Genomic DNA, 19,913 nt, shown 5'->3' on the forward strand with positions numbered 1-19,913 from the left:
TACATCCGGCAGGCGCGACCCATCCGGCAAGCCCGGCCCGCCCGATACGTCCGGCAAACCCGACACGTTCGGCAGACGCGGCTCGTCCGGCAAGTCCGGCCCGCCCAGCAGACGCGGCCGGTACGGCAAGCGCGGCCCGGACCAGACCAGACCGATGCCGAGGCACCGGGCCCGGTCGATGCCCGAGCCATCGACCAGGCTCGCGATGTCGGCGACCAGCCGGCGCAGCACGGCGTCGCGATCGGTGCCGGCCGGCGTCGGCCGGTTCATTCGCGAGATGATTCCGCCGGTCTGCCCGGTGAGCACGTACGTCGTGACGTCGTCGTCCAGGTGCACTCCGACCGCGATGCGCGCGGCCGGGTCCAGCCGCAGCATCGTGCGGGGCTTGCCGCCGGTCGGGGTTCGGCCCGTCTCCACGACCAGGCCCTCGTCCAGCAGGCGCCGCACCGTGGTGGAGACCGATGCCTCGGTCAGGCCGGTCATCGCGGACAGCTCCACCCGGCTCAAGGTCTCCGCCGACCGGATCGCGTCCAGGATCGCCTCGCGTGCGCCGGGACGGCGGCCGCGTCCGGTGACCGCGCCGACGGCCGGGGCGACGTCGCTCATCGTCCGCTCACCGCCACCCGGTCCCCGCATCCATAGGCCGCGCCGCTCGGCCGCCGCGACGGCGACGGCAGGACGGGGAACGAAGCTCCGTTGACGGCTTCGTTCACTTGCTTAAGATAATGGATCGACGGAGTTCGCTGGGTGTCCGCTGGTCCCGGCGGCGTGCCGGCCCGCGCCGCGACGGTGACGACAGGGAGCGATCAAGCATGCTCGAGGTTGACGTGGCCGCCGGGTCCGCCGTCGGCTGCGGGATGATCGGCCTGGTGCTCACCGCCAGCGCACCCCGAGTGGGCGTCGAGCCGTTCTTCATCGAGCTCATCTCCGGCATGGAGGAGGTGCTCGTCCCGGCCGGTGCGACCGTACTCCTGCTGGTCGTGCACGACCTCGCTGCCGAGTTGGCCACCTATGCCCGGTGGGCGGCCGAGGGCACCGTCGACGCCGTGGTCGTGGTCAACCTGGTGCACGACGACGTCCGCCCGGCCCGGCTGACCCTGCTCGGCCTGCCTGCCGTGCTCGCCGGACGGTATGCCGGGCCGGCCGCGCTCAGCAGTGTGGTCTCGGACAACGCCGGTGCGATCAGCGCCGCGATGCGCCTGCTCCGCGACCTCGGCCATCGGCGCATCGGCCGGGTCAGCGGGCCCGCCGAGCTGGTGCACACCGCGGAGCGGTCGGCGACCATGCTCGCGTACGGGCAGCGGCTGCGGGTGCAGGTGCGCATCGTCGAGGCGGACTACAGCGCCGAGGCGGGCGTGCGGGCCGCCCGGCGGTTGCTCGCCGAGGCCGACCCACCGACCGCGATCGTCTTCGACAACGACGTCATGGCGGTGGCGGCCGAGGAGGAACTGGTGCGCTCGGGCGTCGAGGTGCCCGCGCGGGTCAGCCTGCTCGCCTGCGACGACTCCACCCTGTGCGAGCTGGCCGTCCCACCGATGTCGGCACTGGACATCGACGTCCACGAGCACGGCGTCACCCTGGGGCGCGCCGTGCTCGACGTAATGCGGGGCGGCCGGCGGCGGGTCTATCCCGGCCCGCCGGTCCGGATCCGGCGGCGGGGCAGCACCGGCCCGGCGCCAGCCGACCGGCCCTGAACGCCGGGCACCAACCTCGGACATCGCCGGCAAGCCATGCGAACGAACGCCCGCGGCGGTGGACGCTCGATCGATGCCGGGCGCCGACCAAGAGGCGTTTCCGGGTTGGGAAGCCGAATCGCCGGCAAGCCATGCGAACGAACGCCCGCGGCGGTGGACGCTCGATCGATGCCGGGCGCCGACCAAGAGGCGCTTCCGTTGGGAAGCCGACAGGAATATCCGATAGGAAGCCGACGGCCGTTTCCAATAGGGAAGCAGTGCAAAGCAGCCAATGGGGGGTAGGAGCAGGCAGCGACACCCAGCTGAGAGCAAGCAACGACACCCAGCTAAGAGCAAGCCGCGACACCCAGCTAAGAGCAAGCGGCGGTGCCCAGCTAAGAGCAGGCGACAGTGCCCAGCTAAGAGCAGGCGACAGTGCCCAGCTGAGGGCAGGCGGCAGTGCCCGGGGATCGCGGCGGGTAGTTCTAGAGGCCCCAGCCCCAGCGGAGCTGGGCGACGCCGGAGGCGTTGTTCACGGCCAGGCCGCTTCCGCTCTGTCGGGTGAGCGAGTAGCTGTCTCCGGTGCGCAGGCCGGGCCAGTAGACGATGCCCATCTGCCGGGAGCGGGCCAGGTCCGTGGTGGCTGCGAGGTAGGCGGTGAAGACGTTGCCGTCCTGGTTCTGGCCTCCGGTGTAGGTCAGGCCGGTCGTCATCGGGGAGCCGGCCTCGTCGATGATGGTGCGGGAGGAGTACGACCCGAGCCGGTTGCTGAGGTTGGCCGTCCACGCGGCGCGGGTGGTGTCCGACGCCCAGAAGCCGTAGAAGTGTAGCGACAGCAGGGTGCCGGTGAGTGCGCTCGCCGCGCCGACGCCGGTCACGTTGTCGTTGTAGCCGGTGCCGCTGATCAGGACCCGGCCTCGGGGGATGCTCGCATGCCGCGACAGCCAGGTGGAGCAGAGTGACACCCAGGCGTTCAGGCTGTATCCGAACGGCTCGTTCATCGGCTCGAAGTAGACGTTGGCGTTGCTGCCGTAGTCGCCGGTGACGCGGTCCCACATGGTGTTCCACGCGGTGAGGTCGTCGACGTAGCCGTCCTTGTTCGCCTCCCAGTACGACAGGATGACCTTCATCCCGTGGCCCAGGGACGAGTCGATCGCGCCTTTGTAGCGGGCCCACCAGTCGGAGTTCACGCTCTGCGGGTTGATCGGCAGCCGCACCGTGTTGGCGCCGATCTGCTGTTGGAAGCCCGTGATGATGCCGTCCGCCTTGGACCGGACGGTGGTGTAGCTGTCCCCCGCGGTCAGGCCGCTCGGGATGGCCCAGCCGTCGACGTAGTTGTCGCGCTGGTCGGCCCAGTTCACGCCCCGGAAGCTGTTGGTGGCAGCGGACGCGGGTGTGGCGGTGGAGAGCAGCGACGCGGCGAGCGTTGCCGCGATGACCGCACTGATGATGGTGCGCGAGCGTGACCGTCGCATCGCCACTCCAGAGATGTGAGTGAATGTTTGCGTAAACATTGCGCCCACATTTCCGAGGTGTCAAGACTTGGCCGGCCCTGCTGGGCGCGGGTGGCACCCAGCAGGGCCGGCCAAGCCCGGGGTCAGCGGGCCAGCCAGCCGCCGTCGACGGGCAGGACGGCCGCGTGCACGTACCGGGATGCGTCGGAGGCCAGGAAGACGACCGCTCCCCCGAGGTCTCCCGGGGTGCCCCACCGCCCGGCGGGGATCCGGTCGAGGATGGCGCCGGCCCGGGCCGGATCGTCACGCAGCGCCGCCGTGTTGTCCGTGGCCATGTAGCCCGGCGCGATCGCGTTGACGTTGACCCCGAGCCCGGCCCACTCGTTCGCCAGGGCCCGGGTGATCCCGATGACCGCGTGCTTGCCGGCGGTGTAGGCCGGCACCCGGATGCCGCCCTGGAAGGACAGCATCGATGCGATGTTGATGATCTTGCCGCTGCCCTGGTCGATCATCAGGCGGCCGGCCGCCTGGGACAGGTGGAAGACCGCGTCGACGTTGACGGCGCGGACGTCGTCCCAGTCTGCCGCGGTGACCTCCGCGGCCGGCGCCCGGCGGATGATCCCGGCGTTGTTCACCAGGATGTCCAGCCGGCCCAGCTCGTCCCGGACGGTGCCGACTGCGGCGGCCAGCTCGGCCGGGCCGGCCTTGCCCAGGTCGCACGGGACATAGCTGACCCGGCGGCCCAGCTCCACGATGGCCTGGGTCGTCTCGGCGGGGTCGGTCCGGCCCAGCAGCGCGATGTCGGCACCGGCCTCGGCCAGCGCGAGGGCGCACCCCGCGCCGAGGCCGCGGTTGCCGCCGGTGACCAGGGCGACGCGGCCGTCCAGCCGGAAGTTGTCCAGGATCATCCTCAGAGCCCGAGGTCGCGCAGCACCGGCACCGACTTGCCGACCCACGCGAGATCGGTGTCCTCGTGGGCGCCCTGGGTGCGCTGGGTTCCGGCCAGCGCCCACAGGTAGTACGTCGTGTAGCCGGGCGCGCTGACCACGGTGTGGTAACCCTCCGGCATCATCTGCATGCCGTGGTCCCGGGCGGTGAAGTTCTCCTCGTACCCCTCGTCGGTGTACATCCGGCAGATGCCGAAGCCGCCCGCGGGGTTGATCCGGAAGTAGTACATCTCCTCGTGCGCGGCCTCGGCGGGCAGGTTGTCGGTCTTGTGCCGGTGCGGCGGGTAGGTGCTCCAGTTGCCGGACGGGGTGAACGTCTCGCCGACGATGAGCCGCCGGGCGGGCAGGTCCGGCTGGGCCACCTCGGTGAGGATCTGGTGGTAGTTACGGCCGAAGTTGGCCGCGCCCCAGCGCCCGGCGGCGACCCGGCTCGGCTCGATGACGTACGGGTCGACGGCCAGGTCGCTCGGCGCGCTCGGCATCGCGATCTCCACCGGGCCGGCCGCCTTGACGGTGACCGTGCTGCCGGCCGGGATGTAGACGGAGTGCGGCTTTCCGGAGAAGACGTCCGCGCGCCCGCCGACGGCCGGGAACTTCTCCGTGCCGACGGTGAAGCTCGCCGTGCCGCCCAGCACCACGGCGAGGATCTCGCGGTCGCCGGACTCCCCCGACCACGACTGCCCCGCCTCGAGCCGGAGCAGGGTGAAGTCGAGCAGCTCGCACGGGTTGAAGGGCAGCGCGTTGCGCCCGTTCGCCGCGGGGATGTTGCTGTGATAGCGGTAGTCCATCGGGGTGGTGCTCCTTTACCAGTGGTGGGGCCAGTCGGGGCGGGCGAAGCGGGTCAGTGCCTCCAGGTAGAAGTAGTCGCCCCAGAGGTTGCCCTCGTCGACCCCGACGTTCTTGGGTTTGTCGTAGACGCCGTGCAGGATCAGCGCGTTGGAGCCGGGGTGCCCGGCGGTCGAATACCGCTCGATCAGCGAGCCCAGGATCCGGGCGGCCGCCGCCCGGTACCGCTCGCCGCCGTCGGGCAGCGCGTCGGCCAGTTCGATCAGGCCGCTCGCCGCGATCGCCGCGGCGGAGCTGTCCCGGGGCTCGCCGCTGCCGTCGGTGAACTCCAGGTCCCAGTAGCAGACGCCGTCGGCGGGCAGGTGGGCGAGGAAGTAGTCGGCGCAGCGGCGCGACGCGTCCAGCAGCGACGCGTCGCCGGTGTGCCGGTGGTTCAGGGCGAAGCCGTAGATGCCCCAGGCCTGGCCCCTGGCCCAGCACGACTCGTCGGAGTGGCCCTGCTCGGTCTCGCCGCGCAGCGGCTCGCCGGTCCGCGGATCCCAGTAGAAGGTGTGGAACGTCGTGTCGTCCGGCCGCAGGATGTGGTCCCGCAACTGGGCGATGTGGCGCCGGGCCACCTCGGCGTAGCGCGGCTCACCGCTGGTCTCGCTCGCCCAGAACAGCAGCGGCGTGTTCATCAGGCTGTCGATGATCGTCCGGCCCCGCTGCCGCGGGTCGCTCATGTCGCCCCACGCCTGGATGATCCCGGCGGGTTCGAGCACCCGGGTCAGCAGGCGGTCGGCAGCGGCCAGCGCGGCACCGCGCGCGGTGCGGTCGGCGGAGGTCCGCCACGGCAGGACGCAGGACAGGGTGTAGAGGAAGCCGAGGTCGTGAGTCTCGACGTCGATGCCGCCCTCGACGCGGTCGGTGAAACCGCGCACGTGCGCGGTCGCGGCGCGCAGGTAGGTCTCGTCGCCGGTGAGCTCGTACGCGAGCCAGAGCATGCCCGGCCAGAAGCTCGTCGTCCAACCCTGGTTCGCGCCCTCGGGGAGGCCGCCGCCCGCCGGCCGCAGCCCGTACCGCCCGTGCGCGGTGGTGTCGCCCGGATACCGGTCACCGAACTCCGCGATGTTGGCGTCGATCGTGCGTAGCGCGGCGGCCACCGCGGAACCTGTCGCCTCGGCACCGGGGCGGAGGTCGATAGCCGTCATGAGATTGCTCTCCTCGTTCGTCTGGGTTCGGGGATGTCAGGACTGCTGTGCCAGGCCGGGTGCCAGGCCGAAGGCCGCGTTGAGGGTGAACCGGCTGTTGGCCCAGACCACGTACAGCAGCGGGGCGGCGGCCAGGCCCAGCGCGATCGCCGGGTGGCTGGCCAGCAGCGTCTGCAACATGGCCAGCACGGCCAGCGAGAGGACGGTGAGATACCAGCGCCGCACCGCGAGGTACAGGCAGACCCGGCCGGCGTCGCGCAACCGGACGGTCGGCCGCTCGGCGAGGACCACCGCCACGAGCAGCGCCGTGGCCACGAGCAGGGTCATGGCGACCAGCAGCACCGGGATGGCGGCGGCGCCGATCGGATGCCCCCAGGCCGCCCGGGCGTCGACGGCGAGCACGACCAGGGCGGCGGTGGTGATCGCGCCGAGGGCGAGGGCGCGGCGGGCCGAGGCCCGCCAGGCCCGGACGAAGGTGGCGACCACCGGCGTGGAGTGGTCGGCGGTGAAGGCGGCGAGCACGGCGAACGCCGCGCACACCCCCGGCGCGCACAGCGGCGCCACCAGCGCCAGCAGCGGCCAGGACCGCGCCGGGTCGGTCGCCAGCAGGCCGGCCACCAGCGGCAGGCAGGCGAGCACCAGCAGGATGTTGGTCATCAGCACCAGGTAGACCAGGTCGAAGATGACACCGAGGGTCTCGTGCCGGATCCGGAGCCGCATCGTCATCCCTTCAGCCCGCTGGTCGAGACGCCCTCCACGAAGTACCGCTGCCCGAGCAGGAAGATCACCGCGATCGGCAGCACGGAGAGCACCGAGCCGGTCATGATCAGCGCGTACTCGGCGTTGTACTGCGAGATGAAAGTGCTCAGCCCCAGCTGGATCGTCCGCAGGTCGGGACTGCGCAGGTAGATGAGCGGGCCGAGGTAGTCGTTCCAGGTGGTGACGAACGTCAGCAGCGTGAGGCTGGCCAGGGCCGGCCCGGACAGCGGCAGGATGATGCGGCGGTAGATGCCGTACTCGCTCATGCCGTCGATGCGGGCGGCCTCGCTGAGTTCCTCGGGGATCGTCTCGTAGTACTGCTTCATCAGGAAGACACCGAGCGCGCCGAAGGCCTGCAGGGCGATGATCGACCACCGGGTGTTCGACAGCCCGAGCTTCGACATGATGATGAACTGCGGAATCATGTAGGACTGCCACGGCACGGCGATCGTCGCGACGTAGACCAGGAACAGCACGTCGCGGCCGGGGAAACGGACCTTGGCGAAGCCGTACGCGGCGAAGCTGCCGGTGAACACCTGCAGCGCGGTCACCGTGACCGAGAGGATCAGGGTGTTCGCCAGCCAGGTCGTCATGTCCGACTCGCGCCAGATGTCGAGGTAGTTCTCCCACACGACCGGGTTCGGCAGCCACTGGATGGGGATGGTGAAGACGTCGTTGTTCATCTTCAGCGACGACACGACCATCCAGTAGAACGGCAGCAGCAGGCCCAGGGCGGCGGCGGCGAGTGCCAGATAGCCGAGGATCCGCCAGGCACGGTTGGCGCGCCGGCCGCGGCGCGGGAGCGGAGCGCTGTCCGGCCGGGTGCCGGCCGGCGGGGTGTCGAGCATCGTGTCCATCACGCGTTCCTCCGCTTGTTCACCAGAAACTGGACGATGGTGACCAGGAAGCAGACGGCGAACAGCACGATGGAGATCGCCGAAGCGTAGCCGAACTGGTTCTCCTCGAAGCCCTTCTGGTAGATGTACTGCGACAGCACCAGCGTCGACTGGCCGGGCCCGCCGTCGGTCAGCAGCAGGATCAGGTCGAACACCTTGAAGCTGTTGATGGTCAGCATCACCGTGACGAAGAAGGTCGTGGGCCGCAGGCAGGGCATCGTCACGTTCCGAAAGCGCTGCCAGGCGCTCGCGCCGTCGATCCTCGCGGCCTCGTGCAGCTCCCTGGGCACGGTCTGCAACCCGGCCAGGAACAACAGCATGTAGTAGCCCATGTCGCGCCAGGTGCCGACGATGATGACCGCCGGCATGGACCAGCCGGAGGACACCGTCCAGCCCGGCGGGTTGTCCACGCCGACCAGCCGCAGGAAGTCGTTGATCGGCCCGAACTCGGGGCTGAACAGCATGTTCCAGACCTGGGCGATCGCCACGATCGAGGTGACGTACGGGAAGAACGCCACGGTGCGGAAGAACGCCACGCCCCGCAGCTTGCGGTTGAGCAGCAGCGCCAGCGCCAGCGCCACCACGAACGTGAGCGGAATGTGGACGGCCGAGTAGTAGAAGGTGTTCCGCAGCGCCGCCCAGAAGCTGCTGTCGCCGACCATCTGCTCGAAGTTGGCGGTGCCGCTCCACTGCGCGCCACCGAAGATGTTCCAGTCGGTGAACGCGTAGTAGAACAGCAGCACCACGGGGACCAGCGTGAGCACCGCGAAGCCGGCGAAGTTCGGCAGGATGAACGACCAGCCGATCGCCGTGTTGCGTAGGACGCGCCGGGCGGGCCTGCGCCGCGCCGGCAAGATCACTGCCATGAGACTCTCCTGGGACGTGCGAGCACCGATGGTGTTCCGGTGCGCGCCGCGGCACGCACCGGAACACCGTCGTCAGGACCGTGCGGTCTACTTGTTGAGGACCTCGTTCTTGGCCCGCGTCTGCGCCTCGGCGATCGCGGCGTCGATGTCCTTGCTGCCCGACAGCACCCCGGAGTGCAGGTCCTTCAGGACGTTGCCCAGGCCCGCCGTGTGCTTCGACACCGGGTTCTCCGGCCTGATGTCGTGCGTGCCGAAGGCGAACTTGGAGAGCTCGTCGGTGGGCACGCCCTTGAGGGCGAAGAAGTCCGCGGTGACCGCGGAGGTGTCGGCGGGGGTGATGCCGATGCCGGCCAGCGCCTTGGCGCCCGGCGCGCCGGCCGCGTACGCCAGGAACTTCTTGGCCGCGGCGATCTTCGCCTTGCTGATCGCCGGGTTGATGCCCAGGCCGGTCGGGTCGCCGAAGGTGACCGGGGTCTTCGACGTGCCGGCGGTGCTCGCGTCGAACTGCGGCGCGGGCGCGATGCCCCACTCGAACTTGTCGGCGTCGCCCTTCTCCTGCTGGCTGCGCAGCGTCGCGATGTACCAGGTGCCCATCGTCATCATCGCGGCGTCCTGCTTGCCGAACTGCGCCTGGTAGGTGAGCTTGTTGGTGGTCGCGGTGCCGAAGCTGACCTGCGCGCCGGACTTCTGCAGGTCGAGCGACCGGAGGTAGTACGGCTTGAGGTAGGCGAAGTCGCCGCTCTCCGGGTTGGCGCCGGGCGTCTGGGCCGCGGCGAACGCCAGGCTGGTCGACTCCCAGGTGTGCTGGTAGTCGCCGAGGGCCTTCGAGCCGGCCTTCCGCAGCGCGGCGGTCAGCTGCTTCGAGGTGGCCGCGTAGGTGTCCCAGGTCCAGGAGCCGTCCGGGTAGGCGATCTTGGCCTGGTCGAACAGCGCCTTGTTGTAGTACAGGACCCAGCCGTCGTTGCGGTAGGGCACGGCGTAGGTCTTCCCGTCGACCGCGTAGTTCTTGATGCCGCCGGCCTTGTCGCCCAGCTGCGCGGCCACATCGGACACGTCGAGCAGCTGCTTGCCGTTCTGGTAGGTGTAGAAGTTCTTGAGGTTCTTCTGCACGTAGACGTCGGGTGCCGAGCCGGCCGCCAGGTCGGCGATCATCTGGGTGTCGTAGTTGGCAGCGTCGTACTCCTTCACCGAGACCGTGACGTCCGGGTTCGCCGCGTGGAAGCCGTCGGCGAGGGTCTTGAACTCCGGCGTCGTGGCCAGGCTCCAGCCGGACAACGAGAGCGTCACCGGACCGTCGGCCTCCGCCGAGTCGTCGTCGCCGCAACCGGCCAGGGCCATGGACGCCGCCATGGCGACGCCGAGCACCGTCGCTATCGAACGCTTCATCATTTCTCCTTCAAGGGGTGAGGTGTATCGAGGTGGCTGTGGGTGCGCGCGCCGTCGGGCCAGTCGACCCGGACCCCCGCGGCGTCGAGCGCGACCCGGCAGGCCGATGAGCCGGCCGGGTCGTGGCCCGCGGACAGTTCGACGAGCGTGGCTGTCCAGGCGCCGGCCCGCGGCGGCCGGGCCAGCCACGGCACGCGCACCGGCCCGCCGAGCGGACCGGCGTCGTCGAGCACGGTGATCCCCGCGGTGAGCTCGTCCGGCGCGCTGTCATTGACCGGTACGTGGCTGAGGCGCGACCTCAGCCCGCCGGCGGTCGCGGTCGCCGTACCGGTGGAAGTGGTGCCGGTGCCGTCACCGGCGACCGCCCAGCCGCCCACGCGCAGCCCGACCGCGTCGGGGTCGAGGTCGTCGAGCCGGGTCAGCCGCAGCTCCCAGGGGCCGCGGACGAGCGAGAACACCGTGATCGTCCCGGCCGGCCGGGACGGCCCGGAACGGCCGGAGCCGTGGTCGCGCGCGCCCGGCTCGGTGCGTACCCAATGGGCGACGGTGGTCGAACCGGCGACGCCGACCGGCACCGCGCCGCCGTCGATCCGGGTGGTCAGCGTCCGCATGCCGGCCCGGTGCGTGCACTGCCCGTCCCGGTCGATCAGGACCACGGACTGGTCCACCGGCGCGGTCCAGCCGCTCTCGTCCAGCACGGGTGCCGTCGCGGTGGAATAGCCCAGCCGCGCGTACAGCGGGGAGTCGGCGACGGTGGATCCCTCGGTGGCGTGGTCCGTGCCGTGGTTGACGATCCGGACGATGCCGTCGGCCCGGGTGCCGCTGACCAGCCAGCCCGGGGCTCCGACGGCGCGCAGCGTGTCGCCGGCCCGCACTGGCAGCGGCTGCGGCGCGGCCGTCCACACCGGATGGTCGGCCGGCAGCGCGATGCCGAGCATGCCCTTGCTCGCCCAGTACGGCGAGCCCGGTCCGGAGTACGACTGGGCGAGCCGCGGCCAGGGCGCGTGCCAGCCCAGGGTGAGCAGGCCCCGCGCGTCCGGCGCGCCGTGCTCGGCGAAGTGCCCGATGATGCCGGTGGCCGCCTGGCGCAGCAGGCCCGGCGGCAGCGAGGGCACCTCGGCGATGGCGCCGGCCCAGAACGGCGCGGCGGCGGCGAACCGGTAGATCAGGCTCCGGCCCTGCAGCAGCGGCGAGCCGTCCGCACCGACCAGCGTCACGGCGTCCCGCAGGAACAGATCGAGCCGGGCGATGTCGCGGTCGCGGCGGGGCGCCGCGAGGTCGGCGGCGCCGGACATCCGGGCCCACAGGATCGGGTAGAGGTGCAGGGCCCAGCCGGCGTAGTGGTCGTAGGCCCGGTCGGTGCCGTCGGACAGCCAGCCGCCGGCCCGTTCGAAGGTGTCGTGGGTGGCCAGGTCCTCGGCCATCTCGCCGGCCGAGTGCGGACCGCCGACCGACCGCAGGAAGGTCTGCACGACCAGGCGGAACCAGACCCAGTTGATCCTCGGGTACGTGTCGTCGCCGACCGCCGGGGCCAGGTAGTCCACGACGCGCTCCCGCACCTCCGGCGCGAGCCGGTCCCAGATCCACGGGCGGGTCAGGTCGAGGATCAGCGCGAGGGAGGCGGCCTCCACCTTGGCCTGGGGGTGCTCGTCGAGGCGGACCCACCGTTCCGGGGACGCGGGGTCGGTGCCGGTGGCGATGCCCCGGGCGTACCAGTCGGCCAGCTCGTCCAGCCCCGCGCCGCGCTCCCCCGCGATGCGGAAGCCGGCCAGCAGGAACGTCCGGGCGAAACCTTCGAGGCCGTCGATCGCCCGGCCGTATCCGCCCTCGGCGCCCGGGGGCAGGATGCGGGCGTGCCCGGGTGAGGCGTACCGGCGTGCGGAGCTCAGCATCCGGTCGGCGAGGTGGAGCAGATCCGCCCGGGTCGGGCCGGGCGTCGTCGGATCGCAGTCGGGCAGCACGCGTCGCACTCCGATCCCCTCAGATCCCGGGCGTTGGCTCGTTTCGGGGACGTTAAACGCTCAGAATCGAGCATGTCAATGCCTTGTTACGACTAATCGAGTCGTAACCGATCTGATACGATCACAATCGTTCATGACGGCGCGCGTGATCGACGAGAGGCCATGCACCCCACTTCATCGTTCAGGCCGCCCGAGAGCTCCCTGCCCGTGCCTCCGGCCACCGACCGCTCGGTCTGGGATCCGGCCCGGATCGATCCGGCGACCCTGCGGGAGCTGCGCCGCCGCGCCGAGGCGGAGCTCTCCTCGCCGTGGCCGGCCGCCCTCGCAAGCGGCTACGCCCGGTACTTCCGCGACGGCGACCGCGACGGCTACGAGCAGATCGTGTACGCCCGGCAGGATCGCCTCAGCCGCGCCGCCGTGCTCGCCGCGGTGACCCTCGACCCGGTGTGGATCGACGAGGTGGCCGACGGCATCGGCCTGCTGTGCGAGCAGAGCAGCTGGTGCTGGCCCGCGCACGACGACACGCTCGCCCGGCACGGCGCGGTGGTGCCGACCGTGACGGACCCGTACCTGGATCTCGGCGCCGGCGAGGTGGCCGCCCAGCTCGGCTGGCTCGACCAGCTGCTCGGCGCGCAGCTCGACGAGCGGATGCCGGGGCTGCGCGCCCGGATCCGGCACGAGTGCGACCGGCGGGTGCTCACCCCGTTCGTGGCGCGCCGCGACTGGCACTGGCTCGGCCTCGACGGCGACGTGCACAACTGGAATCCCTGGATCCACGGCAACGTCCTGGTCGCGGCGCTGCGCCTGGTCGACGACCGGGCCCGGCGGGCGGAACTGGTCGGCCTGGTCGTCGAGGGCCTCGACCGCTACGCGGCCTCGCTGCCGGCCGACGGCGCGATCGACGAGGGCTACGCCTACTGGTGGAACGGCGCGTGCCGGCTGCTCGAGGCGCTCGAGCTGCTGCGGTACGCGTCCAGCGGGGCACTGGGCGACGTCCGGCTCGACGCGCTGCGCGAGACCGTGGCCTTCCCGCACCGGATGCATCTGGGCGACGGCTGGTACCTCAACCACGCCGACGGCCCGGCCCGCCCGCCGCGGCAGCAGCCCTGGGACGTGCTGCACCGGGCCGCGCGGCGGATCGGCGACCGGGCGGCCGAGGCGCACGCCGCGGCCCACCGCCGGCCCGACGAGCCGGTGGCGCGCGAGCGCGACGGCCTCGGCCGGCTGTTGCGCGCCCTGACCGATCCGGACTGGCTCGCCGCCGCGCCAGCGGCATCTCCGCTGCCGCGCGACGTCTGGTTCGCCTCGACCCAGGTGCTCCTGGCCCGCCCCGCCGCGGGCAGCGCCGCCGGGTTGACGCTCGCGGTCAAGGGCGGCCACAACGGCGAGCACCACAACCACAACGACGTCGGCAGCGTGGTCGTGGCCCTCGGCGGCGTGCCGGTGCTCGTCGACCCGGGCCGGCCCACCTACACCGCGCAGACCTTCGGACCCGACCGGTACGCGATCTGGACGATGCGGAGCTCCTGGCACAACGTGCCGCAGATCCGGGGCACGGCGCAGGGACACGGCCGCCCGTACGCCGCCGGCGAGGTCTCGGCGGCCGTCACGGACGGGTCCTCGGCGCTCACCCTGGAGCTCGCGGCGGCGTACCCGCGTACCGATGTCCGGCGCTGGCGGCGTACCGCCCGGCTCGATCGCACCAGCGGCGCGGTGACCGTGCGGGATTCCTGGGAGCTGGCCCCCGGCGGGTCCGCCGGGCCGACGCTGATCCACCTGGTCGTGGCGGGCCGGGTGAGCGCCGGCGACGGCCACGCCCGGATCATCGCCCTCGACGGCGCCGGGGTCGTGGACCTGGCCTGGGAGCCGGCCGGCGCGCCGGTTACCGTCACGGTGCGTGAGCTTGACGATCCGCTGCTGCGCGATGTCTGGGGCGACCGGCTGACCCGGCTCGACATCGATGTCACGGCCCTGGGACCGATCGGTAGCCTCGACCTGAGCGTGAAGGAGCAGCGGTGAACACATCAGACAAGCGGGGGCCGCTTCAGGTCGCCCGGCGCGCCCAGCTGCTCGAGGCGCTGCAGCGCGACGGGGTGCTGCGCATCTCGGATCTCACCGACGCGCTGGGCGCCGCGGCGGTGACCATCCGCCGCGACATCGCCCAGCTCGCGGCCGAGGGGCTGGTGCGCCGCGTGCACGGCGGGGTGGCGCTGCCCTCCGCCGACGCCGGGGTGACGGTGACCGACGCCCCGGCCGCCGAGGAGGAGCCGGCCGCTCCGGCGTCCGTCCCCGGCGACCGGTCGCTCGGCATGCTCGTGCCGTCGCTGGACTACTACTGGCCCAACGTGGCGCAGGGCGCCGAGGAGGCCGCCCGGGAGCTCGACATGCGGGTCATCCTGCGCGGCTCGTCGTACGAGACGCAGGACGACCGGCCGCAGCTGAGCCGGCTCGTCGAGCAGCAGGGTGTGAACGCGCTGATCGTCGCCCCGCGGATGGACGCGCCGACCGCGGACAGCACCATCGAATGGCTCGCCGGCACCGGGATCCCGGTCGTCCTGCTCGAACGCACCGCCACCGCCGGCCCGCACCACGCCGTGCTGGAGTCGGTGGTGACCGATCACGCCCTGGGCGCGGCCATGGCCGTCCGGCACCTGGTCTCGCTCGGCCACCGCAAGATCGGCGTGGTGCTCGCCGAGCCCAGCCCCACCCGGCCGCACGTGCACCGGGGGTGGCTGGAGGCGGCGGTCGAGTGCGGCCTGGACGCCGGCGCGACCGTCGACGCGCTGGTGCCGGCCGCCAGCTCCCCGGAGTGCGACGCGGCCCTGGACGACGTGCTCGACCAGTGCCTCCGGACCGGGACCACCGCGCTGCTCGTGCACGCCGACGCGGAGGCCATCAAGCTCGTGCAGCGCTGCGAGGAGCGCCACCTGTCGGTGCCGGGCGACCTGTCCCTGGTCGCCTACGACGACGAGGTCGCCGGGCTGTTCAGCCCGGCGCTCACCGCCGTCCGGCCGCCGCGGGGCTCCATCGGCCGGGCGGCCGTACGGCTGGTGGCCGACCGGCTCGCGGACCCCGAGCGGCCGACCCACCGGGTCGTGATAAGCCCCTCGCTGCGGGTCCGCGACTCCTCGGCGGCGCCGCGCCGATGACCCCGCCGGCTGCCGGAACAGCACGATGCCGTGCCGCCGGGATCATCCGGACGGCACGGCATCGCACGCCGTCAGTCGCGCAGCTCCACCCGGTACTGCCGAGTGGCTGACCCGTCCTCGCTGCGCACCGTGATGCGCCACCGCTCCCCGGCGGCGTCCGGCACCGCGGTCACCTGCGCGCCCGGGTCGGTGGCCGTGGCGCTGACCAGCGCGAGGGCCGGCCGGGCGACCCGCACGCGGTAGTCGAGGGTGTCCGGGCGGAAGCCGGCGACCGGCACTCCGTCCACCTCGATGCCGGACAGGGACGCGTCCGGCGAGCGGACGCCCGTCTTGGCGAACACCTCGATCTCACTGGCCGTGATGTAGCCGGACGGGCGGGCGGTCATGACCACCCGCACGGCGGCGACCGGACCGGCCGTGGTGACCGGGACATCGATCACCGGCGTGCCCTCGGTGCCGACCGGCACCTCCGCGCTCGCGTCGGACCAGGTGCCGTCCGCCGCCCGGGCCTGGATCCGCAGGCTGGCCGGGAAGCTGGCGCCGGTGGTCCCGTCCCGGTAGAAGTGGGTGACCACCCGGGTGAGGTCCCGGGCCGCCGGCAGCGTGTAGGTGATCGTGTCCGACGGGTTCTTGGTGCCCGACCGCCAGTTCGACCAGCCCTTCTCGGTCCGGTTGCCGTTGCGCAGCGCGCCCGCCGAGTAGCCGCCCTCGGTGTACGTCGCGGCCACCGTCACCCCGGACTCGACGGCCACGTTCGCCTGGACCGGCTCGGTGACCTGCACCAGCGCGGTGGCCTTGACGGTGCTGCCGTCGACCACCTGGGCCGTGCCCGCCACGGTGACCACGCCGGGCTTGTCGAAGGCTCCCGGCGCCGGTGCCTGCCAGGTGACCGGCAGCTCGGCCCGGCCACCGGCCCGGCCGATCCCGGTCACCGTGGCCGGCAGGGTCGGCCGTCCACCGGCGTACGTCTTGGCCCGGGCCGGCACCGTGCCGGCGAAGGTGTCCACGACGACCACGGCGGTGGCCTGGTGCTCGCGTCCCAGCAGATCGGCGGCGACGCCGGTCACCGCGACGCTGCCCGGCTTGCGCCACTTGCTGTCGGCCGGCAGGGTCCAGGTCACCGGCAGGGTGCCCCGGGCGCCGGCGGCGTAGACCGGCGTGACGGTGGCGGGCAGCGTGGGCCGCCGGCCGGGGACCGTGTACGTCCGCGCCGTCTCGGTCCGCAGCACCGTCTCGTCGGTCACCGCCCACCGCTGGTTGGCGCCCGAGGACGGCACCCAGGTGGAGACCTTGCTGCCGTCCGCGGTGGCGTTGTCGGCCACGTCGACGACGCCGCCGGTGCCCACGTTGACCAGGGTCCAGCTGCCGTCGCCGGTGGTGGACATCATCCACTGGGCGGGCGCGTCCGGCTTGCCGGTTGGGCTCTCCAGCACCAGTTGCCCACCCCGGACCGCCAGCCGGGTCTGCTTGGCGGCGTTGACCACGGCGTACCGCTCGCGGTTGCCGTTGCCCCTGGTCAGCTTGCGCAGCGACCACAGCTGCTCGGCGCTGTCGGCCGCGGTCGTCCGGATGACCACGCCCGTGCCGTCGGCCGACGGGGCGAGCGAACGGCCGCTCGCCGCGCCGGGCAGCCGGTACACGTGGCCGCGCTGGACCAGGGCGGCGTCCGGGGCCACGCCGCGTACGCCGTCGACCAGGAACGTGGTGACCGACTGGCTGGGCACGACCACGGTGGCCGTACCGTCGGACACCGGCACCGGCTTGCCCCGCACCAGGGCGCCCGACGCGCTGGACACCACCGGCGTCACCGTGGCCGAGGAGCTGACCTTCCGGAAGCCGGACAGGTCGAGGACCACGGCGCGGTTCTCCGTGGTGTTGTTGACGTGCACCACGGTCGCCCCGGCACCGGACGGCTTGATCGCCGCCACGCTGGAGGTGTCGTTCACCTTGACGAACCGGTCACCGGGCCGCAGGTAGTGGGTGAAGTTGCGGATCGTGTCGAACTTCGTGTTGGCCTGGATCGGGCAGGTCTTCAGCGTCGCGTCGGCCGCGCAGTTGAACGGGATGTGGATGCTGCCCCAGTTGCCCTCGCCGGCCTGCTGCGGGACGGAGTCCTCGATGGGCTGCCAGAAGACCCACGCCGAGGGCTCCAGCTCGCGCATGTCGTCGACCATCCGGGTGGCGATGCCGAGCCCGGGGATCATGCTGGTGTAGTCGGTGCTGCCGGTGGTCCAGTTACCCTCGACCTCGCTCATCCACAGCGGCTTGCCGGCGGCCTTGGCCGCGTCCCGGACGCTGGTGCGCGAGCCGGTGCCGTAGGTGTGCACGTTCATCTGCTCCACCGCGGCCCGCGCGTCGGGGCCGTAGGCGTTCCAGTTGGTCATGAAGGTGCCCGGGTTGGTCTCGTCCATGGCCGAGACCGCCATGTCGCTGCGCGTCCTGGTCAGTTCCTTGCGCAGCGCCAGCAGGACCGCCTGCTGCGACTCCGGACCGGCGTGCGCACCCTCCTGGCGGCCACCGGTGGGCTGCCCGTCGGCGCCGAGCGTCGTACCCCAGTAGTTGGTGTTCGGCTCGTTGAGCGGGTTGATGGTGTCGAATTCGATGCCGTGCGACCGCTCCAGCCGCTCGGCGACCTTGACCAGGTAGGCGGCGAACTCGTCGACCTGGTCGGGCCGGATCTGGTCGGTGGTGGCGCTGAAGCCGCCGGAGACGTACCCGCTGACCGTCTGGAAGTACGGCGGCGAGTTGCTGAACGCCTCCCACTTGGTCACCTTGCGCTTGATCTGGTCGACCCACCACCGCTGGTTGGCGTCGGCGGCGAAGTTCCAGTGCGCCGGGTTGTTCGGGTCCCACCAGTCCTTGTCGTTGTGGGTGGTGCCGGCCGGCGCCTTCCAGAAGCCGGGCATCGTCGCGCCCCGCTTCATGTAGTCGACGCGGACGTCCGGGGCGTTACCGCCGCCGATGTTGTAGCGCGCGATGTTGAGGTTCAGGCCGTCCTTGCCGAACACCATGTCGACCAGCTTGCGGCGGATCGGCTCCGGGTAGCCCCCGGTGGCGTTGGCCATCCAGACCAGGCTGGTGCCCCAACCCTCGAAGGCCGGCTGCTGGTAGGACGGGTCGACGCGGACGGTGACCGAGTTCGTCGCGTGCAGGGGTCCGGTGACGCCGGGCGGCGGCACGGTGCGCGACCACTGCTGGTTGCGCCCGCTGCCGCAGGTGAACTGCTGAATGTCGGCGCCGGTGCCGGTGGCGGAGCCGACCACGTCGAGGCACTTGCCGCTGTGCCGGGCCTTGAGCTGGTAGTAGCCGTCGACGGCGGTCCACTGCCACTGCTGGTTCTTGCCGCTGCCGCAGGCGTACTGGATGACGTTGGCGCCGTCGGCCAGGGAGGCGTCGCTGACGTCGAGGCACTTGCCGCTGCCCTGGTTGACGACGCGCACGTAGCCCGGCTCGGCCAGCTGGAACTCCCAGCGCTGGGTGCTGCCGCCGTTCCAGGTGTACTGCTTGACCTCGGCGTTGTTCGCCGTCGAGGCGCTCACCGTGTCCATCACCTTGCCGCTGTTGCGGTTGGTGATCCGGTGGTAGGTGGGCGGATTGCCGGTGACCGCGCCGCTGGCCGTGTCCACGGTGACCGAGGGGTACCAGGACAGGCTCATGGTGGTGCTGGTCGGGAAGGCGATCGGCAGCCAGACGTACTGCGAGTTGTTGACCGGCTCGTTCCAGGCGCCGGCCCAGCGGTCGCCCAGGTACAGGTAGTTCGTGGCGGACTTGCCCTGGATCGGCAGCACGAACGTCGGCTGGGAGCCGAAGGTGGTCGCGTCGCCCACGTTGGCCATCGCGGTCCACGGGCCGGCGATGCTCGGCGCGGTGGCGTACTTGGCCTGGTTGGGGAACCAGTAGGAGGTCCCGGAGGTCAGCAGGAAGTAGGTGCTGCCGCGCTTGAACAGCGCGGGCGCCTCCCGGGACTGGTCGTTCCAGAAGTTGCCGACCAGGGTCTGCACGTTGAGGAAGTCCGGCGTGAGCCGGTAGATGTGCATGTCCTTGTTCTCGTCGGCGGCCGAGAGCATGTAGGCGGTGCCGTTGTCGTTGAACAGCGTGATGTCGCGGGACATGTGCGTCCCGAACGGCCGGAAGCTGCCGTGGTAGCTGTACACACCGTCCACGGTGTCCGAGGTCGCGACGGCGGCCCGGGCCTCGGCGTAGTCGGTGCCGTTCTCCTTGTGCATCCACATCACGAACTTGCCGGTGGCGGCGTTGTAGATGACCTTGGGCCGCTCGATCTTGGCGCTGTTCAGCTCGCCGGCCGACGCGCTGGTGAGCACGTCCCGGCGGAACTCCCAGGTCCGCAGGTCGCGGGAGCGGTAGACGGAGACCGCCTTGAACGTGTCGTCCGGGTTGCGGTTCTCGCCGAACCAGTAGAAGTACCCGTCCACCTGGATCACGCCGCCGCCGTGCGCGTGCACGCCGTTGCCGTCGGTGTCGGTGAACTGGGTGCCGTTGGTGATGGTGACCTGAGCCGCCTGCGCGGGAGCGGCCTGCACGGCCACCCCCATCGCGACCACGGTCACGATCGCGGCGAGTGCCGCGAGCATCCTTCTCACTACGTCGTCCCCTTCTTGTACGGACGGGAGTGCGGGAGCCGACGGCGTGCGAGCCGCGGTGACCTCTTGGTAATGGATCCGAAACCAACTGGCCACGCTTAGAGCATGTTCATTCAAAAACGAACTCAACCGAACATTGCCACTGTTCGATGGGAGTGTTGCCTACCTTCGTTCACGTTCGTTCGGAAACACGCCTGAACGAACATCGCGGAGCAGCGTTGACGCAGCTCAGGAGGTAGGTTTAC

14 protein-coding genes are annotated in these 19,913 nt (G+C 71.5%); 3 read left to right on the plus strand and 11 right to left on the minus strand.

Going from position 1 to position 19,913, the window contains the following annotated elements; translation table 11 throughout:
• A partial coding sequence (locus DMB66_RS15945; RefSeq protein ID WP_148112741.1) for a winged helix-turn-helix domain-containing protein occupies nucleotides 1–606 on the minus strand: 606 nt, incomplete at its 3' end.
• Nucleotides 607–812: 206 nt separating this feature from the next.
• On the opposite strand from DMB66_RS15945, the gene DMB66_RS15950 reads away from it, so the two are divergent.
• A complete protein-coding gene (locus tag DMB66_RS15950; RefSeq protein WP_125804870.1) occupies nucleotides 813–1,694 on the plus strand; it encodes a LacI family DNA-binding transcriptional regulator in 882 nt (293 codons plus the stop codon).
• A 464-nt stretch (nucleotides 1,695–2,158) separates the two neighbouring features.
• Here the strand turns inward: DMB66_RS15950 and DMB66_RS15955 are convergent, their stop codons facing one another.
• From DMB66_RS15955 to DMB66_RS15995, 9 genes are all read right to left on the minus strand, one after another.
• Nucleotides 2,159–3,148: a cellulase family glycosylhydrolase gene (locus DMB66_RS15955; protein ID WP_125804871.1), complete on the minus strand. Its 990-nt coding sequence runs from the start codon at nucleotides 3,146–3,148 to the stop codon at nucleotides 2,159–2,161.
• A gap of 122 nt (nucleotides 3,149–3,270) precedes the next feature.
• The gene (kduD, locus tag DMB66_RS15960) at nucleotides 3,271–4,035 is read right to left on the minus strand and encodes a 2-dehydro-3-deoxy-D-gluconate 5-dehydrogenase KduD (protein ID WP_199752392.1); all 765 of its coding nucleotides are present in this window, start codon (nucleotides 4,033–4,035) and stop codon (nucleotides 3,271–3,273) included.
• Nucleotides 4,036–4,037: 2 nt separating this feature from the next.
• Complete coding sequence (gene iolB, locus DMB66_RS15965) at nucleotides 4,038–4,862, minus strand: 5-deoxy-glucuronate isomerase (protein ID WP_125804872.1); 825 nt, start codon at nucleotides 4,860–4,862, stop codon at nucleotides 4,038–4,040.
• Nucleotides 4,863–4,877: 15 nt separating this feature from the next.
• On the minus strand, nucleotides 4,878–6,050 hold the full coding sequence (locus DMB66_RS15970) for a glycoside hydrolase family 88 protein (RefSeq protein WP_125804873.1): 1,173 nt from the start codon (nucleotides 6,048–6,050) through the stop codon (nucleotides 4,878–4,880).
• Nucleotides 6,051–6,086: 36 nt separating this feature from the next.
• Nucleotides 6,087–6,776, minus strand: coding sequence for a ferredoxin-NADPH reductase (locus tag DMB66_RS15975; RefSeq protein ID WP_125804874.1), 690 nt, complete (start codon nucleotides 6,774–6,776; stop codon nucleotides 6,087–6,089).
• On the minus strand, nucleotides 6,773–7,666 hold the full coding sequence (locus tag DMB66_RS15980; RefSeq protein ID WP_125804875.1) for a carbohydrate ABC transporter permease: 894 nt from the start codon (nucleotides 7,664–7,666) through the stop codon (nucleotides 6,773–6,775). The genes DMB66_RS15975 and DMB66_RS15980 overlap by 4 nt, the downstream gene beginning before the upstream one ends.
• Nucleotides 7,666–8,571, minus strand: a complete 906-nt coding sequence (locus DMB66_RS15985; RefSeq protein ID WP_125804876.1) for a carbohydrate ABC transporter permease — start codon at nucleotides 8,569–8,571, stop codon at nucleotides 7,666–7,668. The genes DMB66_RS15980 and DMB66_RS15985 overlap by 1 nt, the downstream gene beginning before the upstream one ends.
• An 87-nt stretch (nucleotides 8,572–8,658) precedes the next feature.
• A complete protein-coding gene (locus tag DMB66_RS15990) occupies nucleotides 8,659–9,957 on the minus strand; it encodes an ABC transporter substrate-binding protein (RefSeq protein ID WP_125804877.1) in 1,299 nt (432 codons plus the stop codon).
• A complete protein-coding gene (locus tag DMB66_RS15995) occupies nucleotides 9,957–11,927 on the minus strand; it encodes a DUF2264 domain-containing protein (protein WP_233624592.1) in 1,971 nt (656 codons plus the stop codon). Before DMB66_RS15995 ends, DMB66_RS15990 begins: the two co-directional genes overlap by 1 nt.
• 153 nt (nucleotides 11,928–12,080) lie before the next feature.
• On the opposite strand from DMB66_RS15995, the gene DMB66_RS16000 reads away from it, so the two are divergent.
• Entirely contained in the window at nucleotides 12,081–13,937 is a 1,857-nt protein-coding gene (locus tag DMB66_RS16000) for a heparinase II/III family protein (RefSeq protein WP_125804878.1), read from the plus strand.
• The gene (locus DMB66_RS16005; RefSeq protein ID WP_125804879.1) at nucleotides 13,934–15,067 is read left to right on the plus strand and encodes a substrate-binding domain-containing protein; all 1,134 of its coding nucleotides are present in this window, start codon (nucleotides 13,934–13,936) and stop codon (nucleotides 15,065–15,067) included. Before DMB66_RS16000 ends, DMB66_RS16005 begins: the two co-directional genes overlap by 4 nt.
• Before the next feature lie 71 nt (nucleotides 15,068–15,138).
• On the opposite strand, the gene DMB66_RS16010 is transcribed toward DMB66_RS16005, so the two are convergent.
• Nucleotides 15,139–19,659 carry an RICIN domain-containing protein gene (locus tag DMB66_RS16010; RefSeq protein ID WP_125805064.1) on the minus strand — a complete coding sequence of 1,507 codons (4,521 nt, stop codon included), beginning with the start codon at nucleotides 19,657–19,659 and terminating at the stop codon, nucleotides 15,139–15,141.
• Nucleotides 19,660–19,913: the final 254 nt, after the last annotated feature.

Source organism: Actinoplanes sp. ATCC 53533 (genome assembly GCF_003947245.1).